Origin of the sequence: Nocardia amikacinitolerans, assembly GCF_900215415.1 — a bacterium.
In the GTDB taxonomy this organism is placed as follows: domain Bacteria; phylum Actinomycetota; class Actinomycetes; order Mycobacteriales; family Mycobacteriaceae; genus Nocardia; species Nocardia amikacinitolerans.
In genome coordinates this window covers 662089-687719 of the sequence record NZ_OBEG01000001.1, presented here as the reverse complement: position 1 = coordinate 687719, position 25631 = coordinate 662089, and the positions used below count along the sequence as shown (strand labels likewise).

The window sequence follows — 25631 nt, the reverse complement described above, 5'->3', positions numbered from 1 at the left end:
TTACCCGGACCGCGAGCCGAGGTAGCGGCCGAGCACGCCGTCGACGGTGAGGTCTTCCAGGCAGCCGACGAGGCGGCGTTCGGTGTGCTCGCCGAGCGCCGGGGTGAGCGTCACCGCCCATGCGTCGCCGTCGGCCACCGGGCCTGCGACCACGCGCACGTGGTTGACGTGGCTGGCGCACTTGTCCCACAAGCGAAGTGCGGGTTCGGTCGACGCGCCCGCGTCCTTGGCCCGCGCGTCGAAGCGCACCACCTGCGTGCTCGCCGCCGCGCCCCGATCGGTTTCGAACTTCATCTCCTGCGCCATGGCGAGCAGCACCGTCGCGAGGCAGGCCGCGCCCAAGGCGACCAGCAGAATTCGGCGCATCGGATCACCGCGGCGATCGGACCAGGGGGCCGTGCAGCAGATGCAGACGGTCCGCGCGCGGAGCGAGGAAACCGTTGGGCGGCAGGTGCAGCCGATCCAACCGGTCCATGATGTGGCGTTCGGTGGTGGGGCCCGCGGTGGCTTTGGCGAGCCGCTCCACCAGCCAGGCCACCCCGGTCAGCAGCACGCCGCCCGCCAGCAGCACCGGAACGAACACCCCGAGCCGATCGGGTCTGCTGAGCCAGGCGAAGGTGACCCGCGGCGCGGGCGTTGCCGCGTGCACGATCCTGGCCGTGCGCGCCCGGTCCCCCGCCGCGCCGAGTTCGCGCTGCACCTCGCGCAGGCGTTTGGTCAGCAGCATGGCGACCAGCGCGATCTCGGCGGCGATGAACAGCGCCGCGGTCAGAATGGCGCGGTTCCACTCCCACCGGTACAGGTAGACGAAAACGTAAGCGCCCGTGGCGACCAGCGTGCCGACGGCGAGCAGCACGCCGAGCCCGCGCGCACCGCGATCCCGAGTCATCGGTGTTCCTCCGTTTCGATCGATGGCCGCACTTCGCCGCTGCGCCCGTCCACCTGCACCACCGCGCCGTCGGGCAGTCGCCGGGTGGCGTCGGGATAGCCGACCACCACCGGGACGCCGTACTCGCGGGCCAGAATCGCCAGATGGCTGAGCGGGCTGCCGGTTTCGGCGATCAGGCCGGACAGCCGCGGCACCACGACGGCGAGCCGCGGATCGAGATGACGGACGACAAGCACCGATCCCGCGGGCGGATGATCGCCGATGTGCACCATGCCGCGACCGACGCCGCCGCCCGCGCCGATGCCGCGGTCGGCGCGGCCGCGTCCCCTCGACACGGCGATCGGGAAACCATCGGTGGCGAGCCGGAATTCGGCGGGGAGCGCGAGCTCGTCCGGCGTCGTACGCTCGGCCAGGTCGTCCGGCAGCCGCCGGTAGCGCACGGCGGTGCGCAGTTCGTCCAGCGACAGCAGTGTCGACGTGCCTGGGTCGTCCAGCAATCCGGTCGCGGCGAGCCTGCCGCCGAGTTCCCACGCCGCCCTTGCCCCGAGTTCCTGCACCCAGCGGGCGCGCAGCCGCAGCGCCTCCCTGGCCAGCGCGAGCTCGCCCGCGCCTTCGCCGACGGGCAGCGGGTCGGTGTCGACTTCGGGCACTCGCGGCGGCGGACCGATCCGCGGCGGGATCAGCGCGAGCACGACGGGTAGTTCCTCGATCACCCGGTCCTCGGGCAGACCGGTCGCGCGTGCGGCGGCGAGCGCCGAGAGCGCCATCTCGGCCGCGGTGGGCGCGGATTCGCCCTTCCCGCCGAGCATTCCGGCCAACGCCTCGTAGCCGTGCAGCGCGGTCAGCGCGGTGCGAGCGTTGTCGAGCACCGCGAGCAGGGCGAGGTCGGTGAGTTCGGCGAGCGGCGGCACCTCGGCCAGATCCGTGTCGACACGCTCGCAGATCTGCTGCGCCAGCTCGGGCAGCGCCGCGGCGAGCCTGCCGACCCGCATGGCCGCGCCGAGCCGCCGTGCCCCCGGCCGCGGATCGAGCAGCCGCGCCAGAGTGCGGCGCGGGCGCACCACACCGAGCAGTTCGAGATCGGCGACCGCGATGCCGCGCACCGCGGTCGCGACCGGTGACTCGTGCAGCGCGCGCGGCGTCGCGGCTCCGGTCATATCGATCGCGACCCGGAGGCCGTCGGCGAGCGGCGAAAGCCACAGATCCTGCTCGAGCGGGCGCAGCGGGTCGGGAAAGGTCTCGGCCAGCGGACCTGGCCCGAGCACCGGGCCGCGCACCGGGCCGTGCAGGGCGGTGACCGGGCGGGCCTGTAGCAGGATCACCCGGCCGCGCGCGTCGATGGCCCATTCGATGTCCAGCGCACCGCCGAACACCCGCTCCGCACGCAGCGCCAGCCGAACGACCTTGCGCCGCAGCGCGTTCGGCAGCGGATCGGCGTCGGGCGTCGCGACCGAGGTGACCCGTCCGCGCCGGGTCGTGGTCGCGGTCCACCCGCCCTCGGCGCCGCCGACGACCGCGCTGGGTCCGCGGCGCGACGCGGTGATCATCATGCGGTCGGTGCGACCGGTGACCGGGTCGGCGGTGAAGACGACGCCGCCCCAGCCCGCCGCGAGGAACGGCTGCACGAGTACCGCCATCGCGGCGTCCACGCCCGTGCCGAGGTCGGCGGGCGGCCCGGAAGCGAGCACCTCGTCGACGGCGTCTCGAAAGCCCTGCCAGTCGCGCACGTCGAGCACCGAGGTGAACAGCCCGGCCATGGACTGGTGCGCGCCGTCCTCGGAGACCGAAGAGGACCGCACCACAAGGGCTTTCGCGCCCGCGCCGGACAGGCCGCGCCATTCGGCTTCGGGCGGGTCGCCGCGGTGCGACCACGCGGTGGTCAGGACGAAGCCTTCCAGGACGGGCAGGCCGTGCGCGGCCGCCGTGGCGAGGGCCGCGGCCTTGGCGCCGGTGAGCTCGGCATCGCGCGCTCGCGGATCGCGCAGAGCGACGATGCCTGGCCGGTTCGTGGTGGTTGTCGTGATGGTCATCGAACCGCCTTCGACGGAAAACAACGCTGTTTCGGGGGCCGACCGGTCGGACCTAAGGGGAGATGGTCTCTCCACTTAGGCGTGTTTCCAGTGTTTCCCCGGAGTCCCGTGCCTGTCAAGGAATGAACGTTCGTCTTGCGAGTCGCGCAGTTCACTGCCCCGTGGCCTGGCGGTCCCCTACTGTTCACGGTACGATCCGCCGCCCGCTTCGAGTGTCCCCCGCGCACAACGTTATTCACCGGCAACGCGCTCGCGACCACGGAACGAGTGCCCCGGCAGTTCGGGGCTGTCGGGACACCGCTCGCTGCTTCGATACTTGCCGCGAACGAAAGGAAGATCCCGAATGTCACTGTCTCCGAACATCAGAAAAGCCCTGATCACCCTCGCCGTCTCCGGCGCGCTGGTGACCTCGACCGGACTCGCCACCGCACCCGCCAACGCCGGGCCGGCACCTGCACCCGCGGCTCCCGCCGCGGTCGCGGATTCCGGATCGGCCAGCGGCTCGGCCACTTACGGCCGCGACTTCGTCGAGTTCATCGTCTGCCTGCTGAAGGGTCAGTTCATGGGCTCGAAGTACCCGCTCTGCTGAGGGGGTTGTTCACACCTGGCTGAGCCAGGACAGGAAGACGAACACCCCCGCGATGGTGAAGACGAGCGCCGCCGGGACCGGCCACGCCGGCCCGGCGCGTTCGAACAGCTTACGAATCAGCCGCAATTGCAACGCGCCCAGCCCGGCGAGCATGGCCAGCCAAACCGGAAGCAGCCCGACCCCGAGCGCCGCGTGCACCGCCCACGCCCCCGCCAATGTCGGCCCGCCCCAAGAGTTCTCGTAGTCGTTCGCGGCGACCAGCGGATATCCGACGCCCCGGACGAAGGCGATGGTCGCGAGCAACCCCAGAAACCAGGCCAGCAGGCCGACACCCGCACTCAGCGCCGAATGAATCACGACCCGCACAGGCGTGATGCCGCGCCGACGGATCGGCTCACGCAGCCGCCTGCGCGGCACGCGCATTCGAACCGCGACCGGCGCCGCGGCGAGCGGAAGCGCCGCCAGCGCGTAAGCGGCCCAGCGGGCGAGCGAGCGAACCGGCCTCATGGTGCGACCGTATCGCGCGGCCGCGGACGCCGCCCGGTCGCGCGTCGCGCGCCGGGCGGCAACTCGACAGACCCGTCCGCCCCTTCGTCAGCGCGGCCTCGCCCGCACGGCGTCGTGCGCGTCGTGAAGCAGCCCGGGCGCCAGGCTCCGATGGATGGCCGACAACCGCGTCCAGATCGGCTTGGCGATCCGCCGGTCGTAGTCGATGATCGTGGCCAGCGACAGTCGGTCGCCGTCGATGCGGACTACCAGATTGCCGGTGAGCATCCAGGAGCGCGCGGCCAGCGTGATGTAGCCGTCGCCCCGATCCGCGATGTCCCAACCGGCCACATGCGCCGGTGACCGCCGCGAGGCGAGGCGCATCCCCAACAGCACCCGCCAGATGAACTGCCCCTGCAACCCCGCGACGTCTTCGAAGGCCGCGCGCGCCCACTGCTCCGGCGACCACACCGCGGCGTCGGGGGTGACGAGCGTGAACAGGTCGATGTAGTCCGGGTCGGCGATCGTCGCGAGCGCCAGAATCGCCTCGGGAATCTCGTACTGCTGGAAGACGGGCGCCTCGGCGCCGCCCGCGGTCGCGCCGCTCTCGTCGGCTCGTGACAACTCCTGCATCGTGCGGCCTCCTCCGCCAACCGGACCGTCTTATACGGTGCCGTATATAACCAGGCTAGACCTGCCATACGGTCGCGTATAGATGGTGGGAATGTGAGAGCGGGCACCCCTCGGCTACGCCCGCGCACCCGCCGTGGCCGACAACGCCACGAAACCGTCGACAGCCCGGTACTGTTGGCACATCTACCGAACTGGCAGTGGGGACAGTTGATATGGATCCGATCTCGATCACGGCCGCGGCGCTCGTCGTCAAGGCGCTCGATGAATTCGCGACAGAGACGGGCCGGCGGACGTGGGCGGGCCTGGGGAAGCTGGTGGAGCTCATCCGGTCGAAATTCGCTGGGGACGACGAAGCGGCAGCGACACTCGCCGAGGCCGAGGGCGTCCCGGCCGATCCAGAGCGAGTAGACGCGCTGGCGTCGAGCATCGATCGTCATGTGCAGACGGATCCCGCGTTTCGCGCGGCGGTGACCGAGCTCGTCCGCACCGCGGAAGGTGATCCGATGGTCGGCTCGATCGTGACGAAGGTTTCCGGAAGCGCACAGGTCGGCAAGCTCGTCAACATCTCCGAAGTGCGTGGTGACGTGTCATTCTGAAGCCGCGTCGAGCGCACGCCGCTCCCACAGCGGTGCTGGGAGGGCGGCGAATTGCGTTGCGGCGCTGTGAAACAGCTCTATGCGTCGCGGTGCGGCGGGTTCGACAGCGCGGCCGAGGTGGTAGGTGGCCAATGCGGCGCCGAACGCGTCCTCGACGTCGCGCAGCATCGTCGCCGCTTGCTCGAGCACTGTCAGTGCTTCGTCGGCCCGCGCGGCGGCCAACAGCGCTTCACCGAGGCGAACCATCGCTTGGGCGCTGGCGCGCGTGTCGCCTTGTATCTGAAACCCGTCCACAGCCTCGGCGGCGGCCTTCAAGGCTCCGTCGACCGAATCGGTTGCGAGCAGAACGGTCGCGTCGGTCATCGCGGCCCACGCCGTTCCGCTCGCGCTCCCCATCTGATCGAATAGACTCCGGCTGCGTGCTATGTCGCGCTGTGCGTTGGCAAGCGCGCCCTGTGCGACCTCCAGTTCCGCGTGACGGCGTAGTGAATGCGCTTCCCCGAAGCGGTCGCCAAGCTCGACGAACATTTGCAGGGACCTGTTCAGATGGGTTCTAGCGGCGCTGAATTCGCCCTGACACAACGCGATGTAGCCGAGGTTGTCCACCGTGTAGGCGTAGCCCACTTGATCGTCGACCGCCTGCCAGTCGGGTAGACAGCGGGCGAGGCAGTTCACGGCCTCGGCGAAAAGCCCTTGGACCATTCGCGTCTCACCGAGATTGCATACGGTCGCGGCACTACCCAGGCGGTTGCCGAGTTCGGCGAAGATCTCCGACGCCTCGGTGAAGCAGGCCGCCGCTTCCGCGTAGTGGCCTTGGTCCTGGTGTGCGTTGCCCAGATTGCGCAACGTCCAGGCCTCGGCCCTGCGATCGCCCGCACTGCGGGAAGCCGCGAGGGCCACTTCATGGGTGCCGATCCAGTCTTGCAGATGTCCGCGGACGCGGAAGTAGTAGTGCAGTTGTTCGGCGAGATCGTAACTCAGCCGCCACAGCGACCGATCGTGCGCGAGCGTCACGGCTGCGACTAGCGCGTCGTGATTGTCGGTGAACCACTCGTACGGGTCGGCGGTCAACTCGTCGACCAGATCGGGCGGGGCGTCCCACGGAACATGGAGAGCCGGCACCGGGTCTCGCTTGCTGTGCGGCGACATGAGATACAGCCCGCGTCGCGCCACCGTGAGATAAGCGCCGATCATCCGCTCGACAGCCTGCTCCCGCTCGTCGGGGTCTTCGTCCTCGCGCAGATGCTCTTTGGCGAAGATTCGCAGCAGATCGTGAAAGCGGTAGCGGGGTCGGCCGGAACCGTCCACCCGAGCGATTTCCAGCAGTCGCAGGTCCGTGAGGTGATCGATGAGATCTTCCGCATCATCGATGGTGTCGTCGGTCAGCGCTCCGACCACCCAGGCCGGCATGGTCTGCCCTGGGATCAGCGCGGCCAGTCGAAACGCTCGACGACTACGCTCCCCTAAGCTTTGGTAACTGACTTCGAAGGACGTACGAACGGCGAGATCACCAGTCGCGAGTTCGGTGAGCCGGCGGTTCTCGTCGGCAAGCCTGTCGACGAAACCACGGATCGTCCGATGTGGCCGCGAGGCGAGCCGCGCGGCCGCGATCCGCAGGGCCAACGGCAGGTTTCCACACAAGACCGCCAATTCGTCGAGGGCTTCAGGCTCCGCCTGCGACCGCTCCGCGCCGATGATTCGGCTCAGCAGGTTGGACGCGTCTTCGGCCTCGAGGACATCCAGCGAAATACGTTCGAAACCCATGAGCGCGACCAGCGGATCACGGCTGGTCACCAAGACAACGTGATCGCCCTCGCCGGGCAACAACGATCGTAGCTGGGCAGCGTCGGCGGCGTTGTCGAGCAGCAGGACGCATCGGCGTTGGCTGAGCATAGCCCGATACAGTCCGGCCCGCTCGTCGGCGTCCTCCGGTATGGCGTCGTATTCCGCGCCGAGCGCACGCAGCATCGCCTCGAGCACCGCGAGCGGTGCGCGCGGCGCGGTGGTGCCTCCCGCGAGGTCGACGAAGAGTTGCGCGTCGGGGAATTCGTTCGCGAGCCGGTGGGCCACGGTCACCGCGAGGGCGGTCTTGCCGATCCCGCCTCCGCCGAGGATCGCGAAGTGCCGGGAGTCGTTGGCCGCAAGTGCTTTCAGGATCCGGTCGACGGCCCAGGTTCGGTCGGTGAAATCCGGGATGGCAGGCGGCAGCTGCCGAGGTGGCGTCGTCTGTTTCTGGACCGCGATGTTGACGACCCCCGCCTGCGCGATGTTCACCAGCCTGTCCACCGTGCCGCCCGTGATGATCGTGCTGAGCCCCGGCGCGACGACCGCCGCGTCCAAGTAGCGGCGCAGCAGTTCAGCGCCTTCGGTGGGAGCGGTGGCCAACCGCAGCAGGATCTCGCGACCGTGGGCGTCGCCGGCAAGATGCGCGCGCACGACCATCCATGCGACATCGTCGGGAGAACCTTGAGCGGGTGATTGTTCCGTATCCATCACAGCCCCAGTCGATTTGTGTGGGCGTAGATTATCGGAGTGATCGCCGATCTCGGTCGTGATGGGGCAATTGGCATCTACGCGTGGTGTACGGATCTGGACCAGACGCCCGGTGGTCTCGAATCGTATGTCGCGCATCTCGCCCGGTGGCTCGCGAGTATCGGGAGGTCGGTGGTCGTGCACTGCATGGGGGACGCAACCGGCGGCTGGCACGTCCACAACAAGGAATTTCGACTCGGTGGCGTCGTGACCGAGGTGGCCGATCGGCTGTTCACCTTCAAACCGATCCACGGCCCTGGCATGGCGGGCGCCATCGCGGAGCACCTGATGACAAGTGAGATGTACAACGAGACGCTCGTGCTCGCCGTTGGTACGCGTGACGGGTACGTCTTCGATGTCGCAGCCGCGGTGGCACGCGAGCGGAACCTACCGGCGGTCGCGTCCTACAACCATGCTGCGGACGAGCGCCGTTTCCGAGCGCAGTTCACGATGCGCGGCGCAGGGGTTCCGGGTCTGGCGGACGCTGACGAGGCGGCCGCGTTCGATCGCGACGTCGTGGAAGCGATCCAGCGAATGGGCGCGAGCTTCGATGCCGTCGTGGTCCCGACAGAGTATGTCCGCGGCCAACTCTCGGCGGTGCTGTCGCCCGCGGACCTCGCGAAAGTTGTGGTGGCCTACCACGGACCAAGCGCCGAGGTGTTCAGGCCCAGGCAGCGCGCGTGGACGGGAGAAGGGCCGTGGCTGCACGTTTCGCGGTGCGCCGTGCCGAATGCGCTGCACAAGAATTTCCTTTGGTCGTGCGAGCTCGTCGCCGCCGCCCGCTCGGCCGGGGAGCCGCTCGCCGAAGCGGCCGAGCTTCGCCTGTGCGGATCGGGCAATGCCGAGTCGCTCATCACCGAATACGCCGTGCGCAACGGCTTGACGGATCGAATCACGGTGTCAGGCGTGCTCCACCAGAAGGATCTGGCCGGACTGTATCGTGAGTCGTCGTTTCTGCTCGTGCCTTCGATGATGGAGGCGGGTAGTACGACCATCGTCGAGGCGGTGCTCAGCGGGTGTGTTCCGGTGGTCGTCGACTTCGCGGGCAGCGGCGAGGTCATGCGCCGGCTCGGTCTCGGCGACCTGATCGTTCCCGCGGAGAGCAGAAGAGCTCCCGTCTCAGGGCCGGACGGCCAAGTCTGCGGACATGTCGAATTCGTGCAACCGAACACCGAGGCCGCCCTCGCGGTCATGCGCCGTTGTCTCCGCGATGCGGAGTCCACGAACGAGGTCATGGAAGCGGCGGCCGCGATCGCGCGCGCATCGTTCACCATCGAGCCGTCGGTGCGTCTGTTGGACCGCGCGCTCGGCAGGATGTCGGCCGATATGAGGTTGCTTCCCTCGTTCAGCTGATGGTGAGCAGATCGGACAGCCAGCGGAGGTGCTCGTGAGCGGGGGACGCCACATCGCAGTCGCCGTAGGGCACATAGTGCAGCGGACGGATTCCGGCAGCGAGCGCGCCTGCGACGTCGGCACCGACGGTGTCACCCACGTGCACTGCTTGGTTGGCGTCGACCCCGAGCTCCGCCAGCGCCAGAACGAACAACGTCGGGTCGGGCTTCGCACTTCCCACGATCGCCGAGTCCAAGATCGCGTCGACCTCTACGCCGACCCGGCACAGGCCGAGCGCGCGGAGATGACCTTCGAGATGACCATCGGCGTTGGATACCAAGGCGATTCGCATCCCGGCCGAGCGCAGCCTGCGCAGCAGCACCGCGGCGCCAGGCACGATCCGGGTCCAGACCTGCTGGGCGAATGCGGCCCGTAGTCCTGCCGCGGCGCGCGGCACGAGCATCTCGTCCACCCCGCAACTCGCGGCATAGACGCGGAAGTAGGTTTCCCAGTCGGGGGCCGGCGTCGCGTGGGCGACTGCGAGGGCGCGATAGTGCGCACGGTCGAGGACGGCGACCGATGGCGGCGGAATCGGTAGCGCTGGACGCACCAACTCGGGTCCGGGCAGCAGGAGGACGCCACCGACATCGAGGAGCACGGCCTTGATCACCTTCACCTCCCGTTGCCGGCGAGCGGGTTGAACAAGTGCGCCGTCAATACCGCGGCCGCCCACCCAGGCGGGATCACCGACGCGGCGGCGAGGGCAACCGCGGGTGCCGCCCATTGATAGAGGCGGGCCGTGTTGACCGCAACGACCAACTGCCCATACCCCAACAAGAGCGATAGGACGAGCAACAGCGCGATCACGGGGTCGGTGACGAATACCGCCAGCATCCCGGCGCCCCAGGGTAGGAGCATCACTCGGGGATCGAAGACGTGCTCGGCGTGTGCCTTCCGTGCTGACCCGAGAGGGTCCGCCAGCGCCTTCGAATTGTGCGTATCGGGTCCCGCCTTCGCAGTCGCCCTTCGTACCACCGGGGCCGCCACCCCGATGAGCAACAACGGATTCAGGCAGAACGCCGCCGCGAACACCGGCGCGGTCTCCTTCATACAGGCGGCGATCAGCGCGACGATCAGCGCTGCGAACCACCATCCCGCGAGGCTCAATACCGCCGAGCCGAGCGCCCAAGTCAGCGCCGTCGGGTCGACGAGCACCGGGCGGCGAATGTTGTTGTACCAGATTCCCGGAAACCCGCAGATCAACAGCGATCCAACGATCACCCGGGCGGGTGACGACTCCCAATGAGCGATGTAGAGGGATGCGATGACCGGCAGAAAAACAGGTGCAGGTTGGTGCACAACTGCCACCTGACCATCGAGTCGCGACACAGTCGGGGAACCAGCCAGCGGAACATGAACGGATACGGAACACGGCCGCCGCGGCCGAGTGTCAGATAGCGGTCGCCGTCGGAGCTGACTTCCTTCTCGGCCTGGCGATAGTGCCCGAGCGCGAGCAACAATCCGGACCCGACGCCCACCGCGGCCGCTTCCAGTAGCACCACAAACCCCCGCACGGCCAGCCAAGGTGGCGACGACAATTATGATCACGATAATCGCTTGTGGCGGATTCCGACACGGGCACAACGGAATTCAGATCTGCGTCCGTGCCGCGACGCGGCCTGGTGGAGGAAGTCGTCGCGCACTGGCCTCGGTTACACCGAGGGCGGGCTTCAGCGCAGCAGACCGGCCGCGGCGAGATCGTCGAAGAGCAACTGGTCGACAGGTGGCACGGAATCTCGATCGGCGTAGCCGAACCAGGCCATCTCGTCGATCTCACTGCTGGCGGTGAGCGTGCCGCGATAGTCGGCGGTGTAGCAGCTCATGCGGACGGTCACGCCGTCGGCCGGTCCGTGCACCGCCGCCTCGTAGGTGCCGACGTGCCTGGCGGTTTCGGGCACCAGCGCGACGGTGAGCTCCTCCTGGATCTCGCGCAGCAGCGTCTGCAGATCCGTCTCCGCGCCTTCTCTTTTGCCGCCGGGAATGTAGAAGATGTCCTTGCCGCGCGGTCGCGCGCACAGGATGCGACCGTCTTCGATGCGCACCCACGCGACCGTATCGATTACCGTCTCCACCCGCGCGTCCGTCACGCGCGCAGCCTATCGCGGCGGCGCGCTGCGGGCCGCGTCCTGGGCCAGCGCGGCCGGGATCAAGCTCTTGTCGCGGGCGCCGGGACCGTACACCGGCCGCAGTTCACGCCCCTTGACGCGCTCGCCGCACTCCGAGCACACCGGTTCGATCGTCGTCCGATGGCCGCAGGTGGTGTGCACCGTTTCCAGCGGCGGGCCGTCCGGAGCGGCCCATTCGTCGCCCCACTGCCGCATCGCGGTGACGACCAGCCACAGCGAACGCCCCTTCGGCGTGAGCCGGTAGTCGTGCCGCGGCGGATTCTCCTGGTACGGAACCTTTTCCAGGATCTCGTTGGCCACCAGGTGCTCGAGGCGTTGGGTCAGCACATTGCGTGCGATGCCGAGCCTGGCGCGGAAGTCGTCGAAGCGGGTCACGCCGAACAGGGCGTCGCGCACGATCAGCAGCGTCCACCATTCGCCAACCACCTCCAGACACTGGGCCAGCGAGCAGTTCATGTCCTCGAAGCTCGTCCTGCGCATGCGGACAGCCTAGTTGGTTGCTTCAAAGAACTCACTACCCTATGGTGCGTTTCATGAAGCAACTCACTGACCGGTCGCCCGCCGAGGAGTTCGCGCTCGGCGCGACCGGCCCCGGCTCCTGGCAGGCCCGGGTGGATCGAACATGGCGGGGCTGGACCGGACCGCACGGCGGAGTGATCGCCGCACTGCTCGTCGAGGTGGCTCGACGCGCGGGCGGCGACGAACTTCCGGTGCGCGCCGTCGATCTGCGTTTCCTCGGCAGGCCCGTCGACGGCGTATTCACCTTCTCGGCCACCGTGCGGCCGCTCGGGCGGAGTACCGCGATCGTCGACGTGGTCGCGCGCCAGGAATCGGGCGAGGTCGCCGCCGCCTCGATCACGCTCGGCCGCACCGCGCCGAGCTCGGTACCGGACCGTACCGAACGTCCCGCTCCCGAGGTCGCCGCGTCCGATGCCTGTGCGGCGTTCCGATTGCCGCCCGAAATCGTCCCCGTCGGAGCGCATTTCGAGATTCGGCCCGCCGCAGGACCGCTGCCGTTGACCGGCGCGGCGCAGGCGTGGATGTGCGCGTGGATCGCCATGAATCCGCCGATGATCATCGATGCGGCCACCCTCGCGATCCTGGCCGACGCGCTGCCGCCCGGCATCTTCCCCACCCTGTCCGCTCCGATCGCCGTCCCGACGGTCGCGTTCTCGATGCACCTGCACACCGACTTCGCCTCGCCCGCCGGGCAGCCGGTGTTGGTGCGCGCCGCGAACACCGGCACCGGCGGCGGCTGGTCGGTCGACGACATCGACATCTGGGACCCGACCGGGCGGCTGCTGGTCTCGGCCAGGCAGACCCGCCGAGTTCTCGGCTGAAGCGGAGGAACCTGTGAAAATCATTGCGCCCGCATCGGATCGGCCCGCAGTCGATCCGCGGCTCGTGCTCGGCATCGTGTCGGTCGGCGTCCTGCTGTCGAGCCTGGATCTGTTCATCGTCAACGTGGCGCTGCCGGATATGGCGCGTGAGTTCGGCGGTGCCGAACTCGCCGGACTGTCCTGGGTCCTGAATGCCTACGCCATCGTGTTCGCGGCGTTGCTGGTGCCCGCGGGACGTCTGGGCGACCGCGGCAGCAATCGGACCACCTTCCTGCTCGGCTTGGCCGTGTTCGTGCTCGGTTCCGCGGCGTGCGCGGCCGCGTGGAATGTGGCCTCGCTGGTGGCTTTTCGGGTGTTGCAGGCGGTCGGCGGGGCCATGCTCACGCCCTCGTCGCTCGGCCTGGTGCTCGCGGCGACACCGCCCGAGCGGCGGGCAACGGCGGTGCGTCTGTGGGTGGCGTTCGGCGGACTCGGCGCGGCGCTTGGTCCGGTCGTCGGCGGGTTGCTCGTCGAGATCGATTGGCGCTGGGTGTTTCTGGTGAACGTACCGATCGGGCTCGTCGCCCTCGCCGCCGGTCTGCGCAGGTTGCCCGATCCGCGCGGCGACGGTGGCGCGCTGCCGGATCTGTTCGGCGCGGTCGCGTTGGTCGGGGCGATCGCCGCGCTGGTGCTCGGACTGGTGCAGGGCGAGGAATGGGGATGGGCATCGCCGCAGGTGCTCGGCGTTTTCGCCGCTGCGGTGACGTTCGGTGTCGCCTTCGCCGTTTCCTCGGCGCGCCACCGCAGTCCGGTCGTCGACGCCGGGTTGTTGCGCGCCCCGAATTTCGCGCTGATGGCGGCCAATTCGGTGCTGTTCCAGGTGGCGTTCGCGGGCATGCTGCTGTCGGTGGTGCTGTGGGCGCAGAACGTGTGGGGGTGGTCGGCGCTGCGCACCGGGCTCGCCATCGCGCCGGGGCCGCTGGTGGTGCCGATCGTCGCGGTCCTGGCGGGCAGGCTGATCGTGCGCGTCGGCGCGGGTCCTGTGATCGCCGCGGGCGGTGTGGCTTTCGCCGCTGGCATGGTGTGGTGGGCGCGCGCGATCGAGCTCGCGCCGGACTATCCCGTTGGTCTGCTTCCCGGCATGGTCGTCAGCGGCCTCGGCGTCGGCCTGACGCTGCCGACCGCGTTCGCGGCGGGCACCGCCGGCATACCGCCGCAACGGTTCGCCACCGGGTCGGCGGTGTTGAGCATGGCGCGCCAGATCGGATTGGCCGTCGGTGTCGCCGTCCTCGTCGCGGTCCTCGGCTCGCCGGACGACCCGCTCGCGCCTCTGGACGCCTTCCGTCGCGGGTGGTACGTCGTGGCTGGGATCGCGCTCGCCGCGGGTCTCGTCGGACTCGGCGCCAAGATGCCGCGTCCGGTGCCGGACGCTCCCGTGCTCGAAACGGCACGGCCGTAGCGAACGTTCGCTGCCCGGCACTCCGAAATGCCGGGCAGCGAACGTTTTCGTCAGCGGCTCAGTCGCTGGAAGCGGCGCACCGCGAGCGGCAGGAAGATCGCCGTCAGCACCACCGGCCACACCACCGCCATCAGCACCGCGTGCTGTTCGATCCACGAATCACCGCTGCCCACCGGCGTTCCGAACAGTTCGCGGGTGGCGGCCACGGTCGAGGAGATCGGATTCCACGCCGCGATGTGCCCGAGCCAGTTCGGCATCAGCTGCGGGGCGACGAAGATGCTGGAGATCATCGTCAGCGGGAACGCGACGGCGAACAGCCCGCCCGCCGCCTCCGGGTTCGGCACGATCAGCCCGAGCCAGACGCCGAGCCAGATCAGGGCGAACCGCAGCCACAGCAGCAGCGCGAACGAGGCTGCCGCGCCGAGGATTCCGCCGTCCGGCCGCCAGCCGATCGCATAGGCGGTGATCATCAGGATGGTCAGCTCGGCGCAGGCCACGATCAGATCGGTGACGCCGCGTCCCGAGACCACCGCCGAAGGCGACATCGGCATGGAGCGGAATCGGTCGATGACGCCGTTGGTGGCGTCGTAGACGACGAGTGTCGCGGTGTTGATGAAGCCGAACGCCATCGTCATCGCGAACATGCCAGGCATCAGGAAGTCTCGGTAGTCGCCGCCGCCGGGCACCGTCATGGCGCTGCCGAAGACGTAGCCGTAGAGCAGCACCGACAGGATCGGGAAACCGAGCTGCCATGCGATGTTCACCGGCTGACGCTGATAGTGAGTCAGCCCGCGCCGCACCACATTCCAGCAGTCGGCGAGCGCCCAGTAGGCGCGGGAGCGGGTCTGCACCAGATCGATGGTGGTCATCAGGCGGCCTCCTCTGCGGTCGTGCGGTGTCCGGTCAGCTGCAGGAACACGTCGTCGAGGCTCGGCCGACGCAGGCCGATGTCCTCGACCGCGATGCCCTCGTCCTGCAGGGTGCGCGCCACGTCGGTGAGCGCGGCGACGCGGTCGGTCACCGGCGCGTACACCCGGCGCTCGGCGTCGTCGGTGTCGGGCTCGCCGGTGCAGACCCTGGCGACCACCTTGGCCACCAGCGGCAGATCGGCCGCCTCCGTGGCGACCACCTCGATCAGGTCGCCGCCCACGGTGTTCTTCAGACCGTCCGGGGTGTCGTCGGCGATCGCGCGCCCCTGATCGATGACCGTGATCCGGGAGGCGAGCCGGTCGGCCTCCTCCAGGTACTGCGTGGTGAGCAGCACGGTTGTGCCGTCGGCGACCAACGCGCGCACCGACTCCCACACCTCGCCACGGCTGCGCGGATCCAGTCCGGTGGTCGGCTCGTCCAGGAACAGCACGTCCGGGGCCAGGATCATCGAGGCGGCCAGATCCAGCCTGCGGCGCATGCCGCCGCTGTACTTGCCGACGCCGCGGTCGGCGGCGTCGACGAGATCGAAGCGCTCGAGCAGTTCGTCGGCCCGCTGCTTTGCCCTGCGCCCGCCGAGATGGAACAGCCTGCCGAACATCTCGAGGTTCTGCCGTCCGGTGAGCACCTCGTCGACGGCGGCGTACTGGCCCGTCAGCCCGATGCGCGCCCTGACCTCCCTTGGTTGCCGCACGACGTCGAGTCCGGCCACCGTCGCGTGGCCGTCGTCGAGCCGGATCAGGGTGGACAAGATGCGCACGGCGGTCGTCTTGCCCGCGCCGTTCGGGCCGAGCAGGCCGTGCACCGTGCCGCGTCGCACGGTGAGCTCGAAGCCGTCGAGCGCGTGCTTGTCCCCGTATCTCTTGCGCAAGCCCTCGGCCCGCACCGCGTAGTCGTTCACCGCATCCTCCCTGTCGAACCCTTAACTGGGTACGTTGTACCCAAATTAGAGTACAACGTACCCAGTTCTGCGCCAAGCGTTTAATCTGAAGTCATGACGACCACCGAGACCAGCGGCAGCGGTGACCTCGCGCGCACACTCGACCTGCTCTGGGACACCGGCCACCGGCCGAGTCGCGGGCCCAAACCCACGCTGACACTGGACCGGATCGTCGAGGCCGCGATACGCGTGGCCGATGCGGAAGGCTTGGCCGCGGTCACCATGCGGCGGGTCGCCACCGAATTGGGCACCGGAACGATGTCGCTGTACCGGTACCTGCCCGGCAAGGCCGAACTGCTCGACCTGATGCTCGACCGGGTGCAGCAACCGCAGGAGACCGCGGCCCCGCCGGACGGCTGGCGCGCGATGCTGCGGGAGTACGCGTACGAGATGCTCGAGATGTACCGCCGTCATCCCTGGCTGATCCAGGTCAACCAGACTCGACCGGTCCTCGGCCCCGGCGCCCTGGCGGGCATGGAACACCTCGTCGGCGGGATCAAGCCGATGGGCCTTTCCGACCCCGAACTGATCTCGGTCCTGGTGATGATCTCCGGCTACGTCTGGGGCGTCGCCCGCACCCAGATGTTCGCGGAGGAGGCCGAACGCACCACGGGCATGACCGACGCCGAATTCTGGGAAGCGCAATCCCCCGCTCTCGAAAAGGCCATGGCCACCGGCAACTACCCCGTCATGGCGTCACTCTCCGCATCGGCCTTCGACTCCTCCTTCGACCACTTCGACTTCGGCCTCGAGCGCATCCTCGACGGATTGGAAGTCTTCGTCGCCAAGCGCGGGTAGGCGATCGTCAGCGGTTTCGGTTTGCCCGGGGCGAACCGACCAGGGAACCCGAGCGGGTCCTAGCGACGACTGACCGTGTGGCTGCCTGCCCTCAGGCCGCCCGCACCGTTACCGCGTCCAGACCGGCCGCGCGGGAAACGCGGTCGGCGGCCTCGTCGAGGTTCTTCGGGAGCGGTGCGCTGTCGAACATGCTGATGCGGATTTCGGTTCCGTCGAGTTCCCAGGTGCCCGCGATTCGGCCGTCCACCACGACGATTGGGGCGATCCAGCCCGCGGTCTTGCTCACGAGTGCGCGGTGGGCTTTCGGCAGCAGTTCGGTGTCTCCGGTGCCAGGGCCGAGGACGTACTGGTCGAAGGGACCGAGCAGATGCACCGACGGGGTCGGCTCGGTCGCGGCGAGTTCGTCGGCGTGTTCGGTGCGGAGGTAGCCCGTTCGGCCCTCGACCTCCACCTTCGTCAGCGCGTCGCCCAGCTCGGCGAACCAGCCTCGCACGGTGGTCTTGCGGAGGCTGTTGCGACTGAGCCAGGCGTCGAAGGTCTCCGGTGCGGCGGGGCCGTAGGCGCCGAGGTAGGCGGTGATCGCGGCGGGCGCGGCGACCTCGGGCTCGGCGAGCCCCGGCCAGTCCGCGACGAGTCGCGCCGGACTGGTGAAGGTGACTTTGTTGCCGCGCGCAGGTCCGTGACAGAGCGCGCCTTGCCAGGCCAGCGGCTTGAGCAGCGCGCCCCAGCCCGAGCGCAGCTCCTCCCCCAGCTTGTGGAAGGCCCGGTCGGCGAGCAGCGCCTCGACCAGCTCTTCACGGGTGAGTTCGGCGTCGGCCAGAATCCCGCCCACCGCCTCGGTCAGCGCGGCGACCTCCGCGGGCGTCGCACCGAAAGTGCGCTGCCACGAAGGCTTCTCCCAGGTGCGGGCGGACGCGATGAGCGGAAGCACGGCGGCGGCGCCCGCGGGCGTCATGGCGTGCAGGGTGCCGCGCATGGCCCAGGTCTTGATCAGCGAGCCGTTCGCCAGCGCGGCCACCACCGCCCCGTCCTCGGGCTCGGCGCTGCGCAGCGCGACCGCCGTTTCCGCCGCGGAGGTGACCTGCGCTTGTACGCCGCACAGGCGACCGACGAGCTCGGGCACGGACGCCGCGGTGGGCCGCGCGACATGGTGGCGGGCGAGCCGCCAGGCGAAAACCTGATCCCAGGTGACGCGCACCCGATCCTCCTGTGTCAGCCGATGATCGTGCCGCACGCTACACCGAGGCTCCGACAAGCGCGCCACGTGCGGACTCGGTCAGTTGATCATCGTGCTGCAGAACAGGATTCCGACGGCGATCTCGAACAGCCCGATGACGGTGGCCGCGATGACGCCGAGCAGCGCGGTGCGGTTGGTCGCGCGGTGCACGCCGCGCACCGGGTCGACGAGTCGTTCGGCGCGGGCCAATACCGCGGTTCCCGCCGCGCCGAGCGCGCCCACCGGCAGCGGGGCGCCGGCGCCGACCAGGGCGAGCAGCCCGCCGAGCAGGGGTTCGCGGCCGTGGACGCGGGCCGCGCGATCGTCGGCGCACATCTCGAGCAGCCTGCCGATCTCCACGCTGCCCTCGGTGAGCAGCCGCAGTCCGGGCAGGGTGGTCGCCATCGCGCGCAGCGTGGCGGTGAGCGCGGCGTGGCGGCCGCGCAGGTGGGCGTGTTCGTGGGCGAGCACCGCGGCCAGCTGGTCGCGGGTCAGCGCGTCGAGCGCGGCGCTGGTGACGACGATGGTCTCGGGCCGGCCCGCGACGCAATAGGCTTGCGGCTCCGGCGAATCCAGCACGACCGCGCCGACACCGGGCAACTCACGGCCGACCATCCGCACGGCGCGCCCGTGCGCGAACGTACGGCGGCGCAGACGCAGCGCGACCCGCGCGGCCTGCAACGACACCGCGGCGACACCGGAGGCGAGCACCGCCGCCAACGAATAGGTGGCGAGCTGGGCGGCCCAGCCGTGCATGTGCAGCGGGAAGGACAGCACCGAATAGCAGGCGCGCAGCGCCTCGCTCGGATGCCGCCAATAGGTGGCGAACTCGACGACCAGCAGGCCGGCCGCGAGCACCCAGGCGCCGAGCGCACCGGCGATGGCGACCAGCCAGGCCAGCACCCCCAGCCGCGGCGCGACGCCGCGGCGGGTGAGCCGGTGCAGCACCGGCGGTCCGAAGACCGCGACGGTGCTGCCGTAGGCCATCAGGCACAGCGCGACGTTCACGGGGCCTCGGGAGTTCTGCGCGTGGTCAGTCGTCGCAGCGCCGCACGCAGACCCGCCGACTCCTCGGCGCTGATCCGGTCCACGAAATGGCTGAGCACCAGATCGGAGCGACCGCCGGAGCCGAGTGCCTCGAGCATCAGCCGGGCACTGTGCTCCTCGCGGGTCAGCGTCGGCCAGTACCGGTAGGCCTTGCCCGCCCGCTCCCGCGCCAGCCATCCTTTGCGGTGCAGGTTGTCCATGGTGGACATCACCGTGGTGTACGCGATGCCGCGCTCGGCGGAGAGTTCCTCGAAAATCTCCCGTACCGTCGTGAACTCCGCGTCTCTGTCCCAGATGCGGTCCATGATCACCGCCTCCAGGTCTCCGAATCCACGCACCGTACCGACTCCCTCATCGTCGTCCGATCTACTGTCGCGCAAAGAGTACCGAGAATCGGCCCCGTCTACGGAGTCGAACCGTAGATCGATGCGGATCGCCGCCGCGTATGCGAACATATGTTCGTGTCCGATCGCCGCGTCTCCCCCGTCGTCGCGCCACCGCGCGGCCGGGAACGCCCGCGCATCGAGGCGCGCGCCGAGGCCTCGATCCTGCACGCCGACCTGGACTCCTTCTACGCCTCGGTCGAACAGCGCGACGATCCACGATTGCGCGGCAAGCCGGTGATCGTGGGCGGCGGGGTCGTCCTCGCGGCGTCCTACGAGGCCAAGGCGTTCGGCGTGCGCACCCCGATGAACGGCGCCCAAGCGCGGCGGCTGTGCCCGAACGCGATCGTGGTGCCCCCGCGCATGAGCGCCTATTCCGAGGCGAGCAAGGCGGTGTTCGAGGTCTTCCGCGACACCACGCCGGTGGTCGAAGGCATCTCGATCGACGAGGCATTCCTCGACGTCGGCGGATTGCGCCGGATCGCGGGCCAGCCGCTCGACATCGCCCAGCGGCTGCGGGCACGAGTGCGCGACGAAGTGGGTCTGCCGATCTCGGTCGGCATCGCGCGCACGAAGTTCCTCGCCAAGGTCGCCAGCGCGGTCGCCAAGCCCGACGGACTGCGCTTGGTGCCGCCGTCGGCCGAGCTCGACTTCCTGCATCCGCTTCCGGTCGAAAGGCTGTGGGGCGTCGGCGATGTCACCGCCCGCACGCTGCACGAGCACGGCGTCACCAGGATCGGGCAGCTGGCCGATCTCGGCGAGAACGCGCTGCGCGGCTTCCTCGGTCCCGCGGCCGCCCGCCACTTGTACGCGCTGTCGATGGCGAGGGATCCGCGTCGGGTGGAGACCGGTCGCCGCCGTCGCTCCATCGGCGCACAACGGGCCCTCGGCCGCCGCGCCCGCCCCGCCGACGAGATCGAGGCCTACCTGCACGGGCTCACCGACCGCCTCGGCCGCAGGCTGCGCACCGCCGACCGGGTCTGCCGAACGGTCGTGCTGCGCATGCGTTTCGACGATTTCAGCCGCGCCACCCGATCCCGCACGCTGCCCGAGGCCACCGACCACACCGACACCCTGCTACGCACCGCGCGGCAATTGCTCGCCCACGCGATGCCGATGATCGAGGAGCGCGGCCTCACCCTGATCGGCCTCGCGCTGACCAACCTCGACGACGCGGACGCGGTCCAGCTCACCCTGCCGCTGGAGGCACGCGCCACCAACACCCTCGACGCCACCCTGGACGATCTGCGTTCTCGCTTCGGCTCGGCCGCCGTCACCCGCGCGGCGCTGATCAACCGCGGCGAGGGTCTTTCGGTGCCGCTGCTACCGGACTGAATCAGCGACTTCGCTTGGGCCGCTTGTCCATCAACCGCAAGATCAACGGCGTGAAGATCAGCTGCATCGCCAACTCCATCTTCCCGCCGGGCACCACGATGCAGTTCGGCCGCGACATGAACGAATCGTGCAGCATCGACAGGAGATACGGAAAATCGATGACCTTCGGATCGGCGAAACGGATCACCACGAAGCTCTCGTCGGCGGTCGGAATGGTGCGGGCGGTGAACGGATTCGAGGTGTCTACGGTGGGCACCCGCTGAAAGTTGACGTAGGTGCGGGAGAACTGCGGGCAGATGTAGGTCACGTAGTCCGGCATGCGACGCAGGATGGTGTCGATCACGGCCTCGCTGGAGTAGCCGCGCTGGGTCTTGTCGCGGATGACCTTTTGGATCCACTCCAGATTGATGATCGGCACCACCCCGACGAGCAGGTCGGTGTACTGCGCGACGTCCACCGTCGAGGTGACCGCGGCGCCGTGCAGCCCCTCGTAGAACAGCAGATCGCTGCCGGGAGCGAGCTCTTCCCACGGGGTGAAGGTGCCCGGCGGCTGACCGTACGGCTTGGCCTCGGCATCGTCGTGCAGGTAACGGCGCACGGTGCCGACGCCGGTCTCGCCGTAGTCGCGGAACAGCGACTCGAGCTCCTTCAGCAGATTCGCTTCCTCGCCGAAATGCGAGAACCGCACATTGCGGTTCTGCTCGGCCTCGGCCATCGCCAGCTTCATCTCGTTGCGGTCGAAGCGGTGGAAGGAATCGCCCTCCACGATCGCCGCGTTGATCCCCTCGCGGCGGAAGATCTCCTGAAAGGTCCTGGTGACGCTGGTCGTGCCCGCACCGGACGAACCGGTGATCGCGACCACGGGATGTTTGACCGACATGGCCTCTCCTGACTTAGCGACCGGCCGAACGGAACAGCGACCGGTTGCCGAACAGCGAGCTGTCGAAGCTTGGCCCTTCGTCCGGCTCGCGGTGGTATCGCTCGATGCGCTCGACCTCGTTGCGGGAACCGAAGATCAACGGCACCCGCTGGTGCACGTCGTCGGGGGTCACCTGGAGCACCCGCTCCACGCCGGTGGTCGCCGCGCCGCCCGCCTGCTCGACGATGAACGCGATCGGACTCGCCCCGTACAGCAAGGCGACCCGCCCTGGCCGTGCGGGCGGGCGGGTGTCGTGCGGGTACAGGTAGACCCCGCCGCGAGTGAGGATGTGAAAGGTGTCGGCCACCAGCGAGGCCACCCAGCGCATGTTGAAGTCGCGCCCGCGCGGCCCGTCGACCCCATCCAGGCATTCGTGCACGTAGCGCCGCACGGGGCGTTCCCAGAACCGCTCGTTCGCGGCGTTGATGGCGAAACCCGCGGTGTCCTCGGGGATTCGCATGCGCGGGTGGGTGAGCACGAACGCGCCGATCTCGCGGTCCAGGGTGAACCCGTCCACGCCGCGGCCGGTGGTCAGCACCAGCATGGTGGCCGGACCGTAGAGGGTGAAGCCCGCGCACACCTGCTCGGCGCCGGCTTGGAGGAAGTCCGCCGCCGTCGGCTCGCCGCCTTGCCGTCCCCACACCCGCTCCGGCGCGCGCAGCACGCTGAAGATCGTGCCGACTGGCAGGTTCACGTCGATATTGCTGGAACCGTCCAGCGGATCGAACGCCAGCAGGTACTTCCCGCGCCGGTGCGTGTCCGGCACCGGGTGGATCTGCGGCATCTGCTCGGAAAGCAGCGCCGAAAGATGGCCGGTCCATTGGGTTTCCGCGACCATGATGTCGTTGGTGATGGCATCGAGCTTGCGGTGCACGGTGGGCGGGAGGTTGTCCGGTTCGGAGGCGCCGAGCGACCCGACGATCGCGCCACGGGTCACCTGGTTGGCGATGATCTTCGTCGCGGTCGCGACGACGTTCACCAGGGCGGAGAACTCACCGGACGAACCGGGGTGCCGGTGTTCCTCCTCGATCGTGTAGCGGGTGAGGGTCTTCAGTCCTTCTGGCATCGCGTCTCAATCGGTCATGCGGGGGCCCTCGCGGTCGGCCCGTCCGGCTGCTCGGTGGTGCTCGACGCGCGGCGCTCCGCTGCCCCGTCGCGCGCACCGCTGTCGGTGAACACGCTGCTGCCGTAGACATCCCGGTCGGTCAGCGTGATCAGATCGTTCCTCGTCAGCGGTCGCCGCAGCTCCACAAGGCGCTTGGCCTGGCGCAGCCGGCACCGGTCCAGCGCGTTGCGGACGCTGCGGGCGTTGGAGAAGCGCGGGCGGGTCATCCGCAGCTCCAGATACTCCGCGAACGCCGCTGCCGCGGCCGGATCGAAACGGAAGTTCTCCCGCGCCACCATCAGCTCGGCGATGGCCACCAGCTCGGCGTGGGTGTAGTCGACGAACTCGAGGTGATGCGCGACCCGCGACGACAGACCCGGATTGGCGGAGAAGAACCGCTCCATCCGATCCGGATAGCCCGCGAAGATCACCACCAGGCTGCCGCGTTCGCTCTCCATCTCCTGGAGCAGGATCTCGATGACCTCCTGCCCGTAGTCGCGCTCGTTCTCCGGCCGGAACAGGTAGTAGGCCTCGTCGATGAACAGCACCCCGCCCGCCGCCTTGGCCAGCGCCTCCTTGGTCTTGGGCGCGGTGTGCCCGATGAACTGACCCACCAGATCGTCGCGGGTCACGGTGTGCACCTTGGGCTTTCGAATGTAGCCGAGCGCGTGCAGCATCTCGGCCATGCGCAGCGCCACCGTCGTCTTGCCGGTGCCGGGGCCGCCGGTGAAGCTCATGTGCATGGTGGGTCGCGAGGCGTCCAGACCGAACCGCTGCCGCGCCCGGTCGATCAGCAGCAGCGCGGCGATCTCGCGCACCCGCAGCTTCACATTGGCCAGGCCGACCAGTTCGGCGTCCAGCCTGCTCAGCGTGTCCTCGACATCGTTGCCCGCGATGTCGGTCGACAGATCCAGCGTCGCGTCCGGCCCGAGGACGGGCGCCTCCGGCTCGGGCACGGACGCGACCGGCCGGGGGTCGTCGACACCCGGCCGGTGCAGGCGGAAACCGGAGCCGTTCCGATCAGCCGGCATACCGCTGTCCCCGTGGGCGATCGGCGGCGTAGGCGTGCAGGCCGTAGGTCTGCACGCGGTCGGGGCCCTCGGTGCGGGTCAGGGTGAAGCCCGGCTCGTCCGCCGGACGCTGCACAAGGAAGCTCAGCGCCGTGGTCTGCTTGGTGTAGCTCGCGTTGTAGGCGAGCACCCGAATGTAGTGCCGAGGGAAGGTCGCCCGGCACGCGTCGATCTCGGCGAGCACGCCGTCGGGCTCGTCCAGATCGAACAGCGGCAGACCCCACATCTCCCAGTACGCGTTGCGCGGGTGCGGGTCGTCGGTGTACTCGATCGACACCGGCCACCCGTTCAGCAGCGCGTAGCGCACTTGCGCGGCGATCTCGACATCGGTGAGATCCGGCAGATACGAGAAGGTTCCGTGACGCAAATACATGCGAACGCCTTTCAAACGCTGGCCGTCGGCACCGCGTCGGGTGCGTCGGTGGAGGTGTAGTCGAAGGTGACATCGCCCCAGGTCGCCAGCGCGACATCGAGCGGTCGGCAGATCTCGGCCGCCTTGCGCAGCACGTCCGGGCCTTCCTTCAGCAGATCGCGGCCCTCGTTGCGCGCCTTGACCACCGCTTCCAGCGCCACCCGGTTGGCCTCGGCGCCCGCCGCGATGCCCAGCGGATGGCCGATGGTGCCGCCGCCGAACTGCAAGATCACGTCGTCACCGAACAGGTCGAGCAGCTGATGCATCTGGCCGGCGTGAATACCACCGGAGGCCACCGGCATCACACCGGGCAGGCTGGCCCACTCCTGATCGAAGAAGATGCCGTTGCGCGGCTCGGTGCGAATGTGGTTCTCCCGCAACGTGTCGTAGAACCCCTTGGTCGTCGCCGGGTCGCCCTCCAGCTTGCCGACCACGGTGCCAGCGTGCAGATGATCGACGCCGATGAGCCTGCACCACTTGGCAAGCACGCGGAAGCTGACGCCGTGCGTCTTCTGGCGGGTGAAGGTGGCGTGGCCCGCCCGGTGCAGGTGCAGCAGCACCCCGTTGCGCCGCGCCCAGTGCGACATGGACTGCATCGCGGTGTAGCCGACGGTCAGGTCCATCATGATGACCACGCTGCCGAGTTCCTTGGCGAACTCCGCGCGTTCGTACATCTGCTCCATGGTTGCCGCGGTGACGTTGAGGTAGTGGCCCTTGATCTCGCCGGTCTCGCACATGGCGCGGTTCACGCCCTCCATGGCGAACAGATACCGGTCGCGCCAGCGCATGAACGGCTGGGAGTTGATGTTCTCGTCGTCCTTGGTGAAATCCAGCCCGCCCCTGCACGCCTCGTAGACCACCCGGCCGTAATTGCGCGCGGAGAGCCCCAATTTGGGCTTCACCGTCGCACCGAGCAACGGCCTTCCGTATTTGTTGAGATATTCGCGTTCCATCACCGTGCCGTGCGGCGGACCCTGGAAGGTCTTGACATACGCGACCGGAATGCGCATGTCCTCCAGGCGCAGCGCGAGCAGCGGCTTGAATCCGAACACATTGCCGATGACCGAGGACGTCAGATTCGTGATCGAACCCTCCTCGAACAAATCGATGTCGTAGGCGATGTAGGCGAAGTACTCCCCCTGCCTGCCGGGAACCTCGTCGATCCGGTAGCACTTCGCCTGATACTTCGTGTGCGCTGTGAGCCGGTCGGTCCACACCACAGTCCAAGTGGCCGTGGACGATTCGCCCGCCACCGCGGCCGCCGCCTCGATCGGATCCACGCCACGCTGCGGTGTCACCCGGAAGACGGCGAGCACATCGGTGTCCGACGGTCGATAGTCCGGGGCGTAATACCCCATCGACGCGTAGGACTGAACGCCCGGATCCCACCGATCCCGTTCGATCTCTTCGGCCATCGTTCCTCCTGGA

The 25631-nt window shown here is 68.9% G+C and carries 27 protein-coding genes; 7 read left to right on the top strand and 20 right to left on the bottom strand.

From position 1 onward, the window contains the following. Genes CRP45_RS03225 through CRP45_RS03215 form a run of 3 tightly spaced genes read right to left on the bottom strand, consistent with a single transcriptional unit; the run spans window position 1 to window position 2919 of the window. Window positions 1–366, bottom strand: coding sequence for a hypothetical protein (locus CRP45_RS03225; RefSeq protein WP_097243705.1), 366 nt, complete (start codon window positions 364–366; stop codon window positions 1–3). Between the two features lie 4 nt (window positions 367–370). Beyond that, window positions 371–889, bottom strand: a complete 519-nt coding sequence (locus tag CRP45_RS03220) for a hypothetical protein (protein WP_097243704.1) — start codon at window positions 887–889, stop codon at window positions 371–373. Further along, window positions 886–2919 (bottom strand): PEP/pyruvate-binding domain-containing protein, encoded by a 2034-nt coding sequence (locus CRP45_RS03215; RefSeq protein ID WP_143861312.1) that lies wholly within the window; start codon window positions 2917–2919, stop codon window positions 886–888. The genes CRP45_RS03220 and CRP45_RS03215 overlap by 4 nt, the downstream gene beginning before the upstream one ends. Before the next feature lie 343 nt (window positions 2920–3262). Here CRP45_RS03215 and CRP45_RS03210 point away from each other — a divergent pair, with 343 nt between their 5' ends. Then, complete coding sequence (locus CRP45_RS03210; protein ID WP_097243702.1) at window positions 3263–3508, top strand: hypothetical protein; 246 nt, start codon at window positions 3263–3265, stop codon at window positions 3506–3508. Window positions 3509–3517: 9 nt separating this feature from the next. On the opposite strand, the gene CRP45_RS03205 is transcribed toward CRP45_RS03210, so the two are convergent. Both CRP45_RS03205 and CRP45_RS03200 read right to left on the bottom strand, forming a co-directional pair. Then, window positions 3518–4015 carry a hypothetical protein gene (locus CRP45_RS03205; RefSeq protein ID WP_097243701.1) on the bottom strand — a complete coding sequence of 166 codons (498 nt, stop codon included), beginning with the start codon at window positions 4013–4015 and terminating at the stop codon, window positions 3518–3520. A gap of 87 nt (window positions 4016–4102) precedes the next feature. Then, window positions 4103–4627, bottom strand: coding sequence for a hypothetical protein (locus CRP45_RS03200; protein WP_218841068.1), 525 nt, complete (start codon window positions 4625–4627; stop codon window positions 4103–4105). A 212-nt stretch (window positions 4628–4839) separates the two neighbouring features. Here CRP45_RS03200 and CRP45_RS03195 point away from each other — a divergent pair, with 212 nt between their 5' ends. Then, window positions 4840–5223, top strand: a complete 384-nt coding sequence (locus CRP45_RS03195) for a hypothetical protein (protein ID WP_097243700.1) — start codon at window positions 4840–4842, stop codon at window positions 5221–5223. Here CRP45_RS03195 and CRP45_RS03190 read toward each other — a convergent pair. Then, entirely contained in the window at window positions 5215–7854 is a 2640-nt protein-coding gene (locus tag CRP45_RS03190; RefSeq protein ID WP_097243699.1) for an ATP-binding protein, read from the bottom strand. The genes CRP45_RS03195 and CRP45_RS03190 overlap by 9 nt on opposite strands. 48 nt (window positions 7855–7902) lie before the next feature. Here CRP45_RS03190 and CRP45_RS03185 point away from each other — a divergent pair, with 48 nt between their 5' ends. Then, complete coding sequence (locus CRP45_RS03185) at window positions 7903–9108, top strand: glycosyltransferase (protein ID WP_097243698.1); 1206 nt, start codon at window positions 7903–7905, stop codon at window positions 9106–9108. Here the strand turns inward: CRP45_RS03185 and CRP45_RS33640 are convergent. From CRP45_RS33640 to CRP45_RS03165, 4 genes are all read right to left on the bottom strand, one after another. Continuing rightward, a complete protein-coding gene (locus CRP45_RS33640) occupies window positions 9101–9757 on the bottom strand; it encodes an HAD family hydrolase (RefSeq protein ID WP_342746978.1) in 657 nt (218 codons plus the stop codon). The two genes, CRP45_RS03185 and CRP45_RS33640, sit on opposite strands and share 8 nt — an antisense overlap. Before the next feature lie 2 nt (window positions 9758–9759). Next, window positions 9760–10476, bottom strand: coding sequence for a hypothetical protein (locus CRP45_RS33635; RefSeq protein WP_179830739.1), 717 nt, complete (start codon window positions 10474–10476; stop codon window positions 9760–9762). 341 nt (window positions 10477–10817) lie between these two features. Further along, window positions 10818–11234, bottom strand: coding sequence for an NUDIX hydrolase (locus CRP45_RS03170; protein ID WP_084482235.1), 417 nt, complete (start codon window positions 11232–11234; stop codon window positions 10818–10820). Window positions 11235–11243: 9 nt separating this feature from the next. Further along, on the bottom strand, window positions 11244–11753 hold the full coding sequence (locus CRP45_RS03165) for a winged helix-turn-helix transcriptional regulator (RefSeq protein WP_097243695.1): 510 nt from the start codon (window positions 11751–11753) through the stop codon (window positions 11244–11246). A 53-nt stretch (window positions 11754–11806) separates the two neighbouring features. On the opposite strand from CRP45_RS03165, the gene CRP45_RS03160 reads away from it, so the two are divergent. Further along, window positions 11807–12613 (top strand): acyl-CoA thioesterase, encoded by an 807-nt coding sequence (locus CRP45_RS03160; RefSeq protein WP_097244534.1) that lies wholly within the window; start codon window positions 11807–11809, stop codon window positions 12611–12613. A gap of 13 nt (window positions 12614–12626) precedes the next feature. Then, window positions 12627–14051 (top strand): MFS transporter, encoded by a 1425-nt coding sequence (locus tag CRP45_RS03155; RefSeq protein ID WP_097243694.1) that lies wholly within the window; start codon window positions 12627–12629, stop codon window positions 14049–14051. A gap of 50 nt (window positions 14052–14101) precedes the next feature. Here CRP45_RS03155 and CRP45_RS03150 read toward each other — a convergent pair whose 3' ends face one another. Further along, window positions 14102–14920, bottom strand: a complete 819-nt coding sequence (locus CRP45_RS03150; protein WP_067778071.1) for an ABC transporter permease — start codon at window positions 14918–14920, stop codon at window positions 14102–14104. Beyond that, the gene (locus CRP45_RS03145; protein WP_097243693.1) at window positions 14920–15879 is read right to left on the bottom strand and encodes an ATP-binding cassette domain-containing protein; all 960 of its coding nucleotides are present in this window, start codon (window positions 15877–15879) and stop codon (window positions 14920–14922) included. The genes CRP45_RS03150 and CRP45_RS03145 overlap by 1 nt, the downstream gene beginning before the upstream one ends. 93 nt (window positions 15880–15972) lie before the next feature. Here CRP45_RS03145 and CRP45_RS03140 point away from each other — a divergent pair, with 93 nt between their 5' ends. Beyond that, complete coding sequence (locus tag CRP45_RS03140) at window positions 15973–16716, top strand: TetR/AcrR family transcriptional regulator (RefSeq protein ID WP_097243692.1); 744 nt, start codon at window positions 15973–15975, stop codon at window positions 16714–16716. Window positions 16717–16807: 91 nt separating this feature from the next. Here CRP45_RS03140 and CRP45_RS03135 read toward each other — a convergent pair whose 3' ends face one another. The 3 genes from CRP45_RS03135 to CRP45_RS03125 all read right to left on the bottom strand — a co-directional run bounded on the left by CRP45_RS03135 (window position 16808) and on the right by CRP45_RS03125 (window position 19317). Next, window positions 16808–17914, bottom strand: a complete 1107-nt coding sequence (locus tag CRP45_RS03135) for a winged helix DNA-binding domain-containing protein (protein WP_097244533.1) — start codon at window positions 17912–17914, stop codon at window positions 16808–16810. Window positions 17915–17992: 78 nt separating this feature from the next. After that, complete coding sequence (locus tag CRP45_RS03130) at window positions 17993–18940, bottom strand: M56 family metallopeptidase (RefSeq protein ID WP_097243691.1); 948 nt, start codon at window positions 18938–18940, stop codon at window positions 17993–17995. Further along, window positions 18937–19317 (bottom strand): BlaI/MecI/CopY family transcriptional regulator, encoded by a 381-nt coding sequence (locus CRP45_RS03125; RefSeq protein ID WP_255284281.1) that lies wholly within the window; start codon window positions 19315–19317, stop codon window positions 18937–18939. Before CRP45_RS03125 ends, CRP45_RS03130 begins: the two co-directional genes overlap by 4 nt. A 117-nt stretch (window positions 19318–19434) precedes the next feature. Here CRP45_RS03125 and dinB point away from each other — a divergent pair, with 117 nt between their 5' ends. Further along, entirely contained in the window at window positions 19435–20697 is a 1263-nt protein-coding gene (gene dinB, locus CRP45_RS03120; RefSeq protein WP_097243690.1) for a DNA polymerase IV, read from the top strand. Window position 20698: 1 nt separating this feature from the next. Here dinB and CRP45_RS03115 read toward each other — a convergent pair whose 3' ends face one another. From CRP45_RS03115 to CRP45_RS03095, 5 genes are read right to left on the bottom strand one after another with little or no spacing between them, the layout of a single operon-like run. After that, on the bottom strand, window positions 20699–21577 hold the full coding sequence (locus CRP45_RS03115; protein ID WP_097243689.1) for a phosphoribulokinase: 879 nt from the start codon (window positions 21575–21577) through the stop codon (window positions 20699–20701). A 13-nt stretch (window positions 21578–21590) separates the two neighbouring features. Further along, the gene (locus CRP45_RS03110; protein ID WP_067778076.1) at window positions 21591–22682 is read right to left on the bottom strand and encodes a class 1 fructose-bisphosphatase; all 1092 of its coding nucleotides are present in this window, start codon (window positions 22680–22682) and stop codon (window positions 21591–21593) included. A gap of 14 nt (window positions 22683–22696) precedes the next feature. Further along, on the bottom strand, window positions 22697–23752 hold the full coding sequence (locus tag CRP45_RS03105) for an AAA family ATPase (RefSeq protein WP_097243688.1): 1056 nt from the start codon (window positions 23750–23752) through the stop codon (window positions 22697–22699). After that, window positions 23742–24164: a ribulose bisphosphate carboxylase small subunit gene (locus tag CRP45_RS03100; RefSeq protein WP_097243687.1), complete on the bottom strand. Its 423-nt coding sequence runs from the start codon at window positions 24162–24164 to the stop codon at window positions 23742–23744. Before CRP45_RS03100 ends, CRP45_RS03105 begins: the two co-directional genes overlap by 11 nt. Window positions 24165–24175: 11 nt before the next feature. Further along, window positions 24176–25618 carry a form I ribulose bisphosphate carboxylase large subunit gene (locus CRP45_RS03095; protein ID WP_097243686.1) on the bottom strand — a complete coding sequence of 481 codons (1443 nt, stop codon included), beginning with the start codon at window positions 25616–25618 and terminating at the stop codon, window positions 24176–24178. Window positions 25619–25631 lie beyond the last annotated feature (13 nt).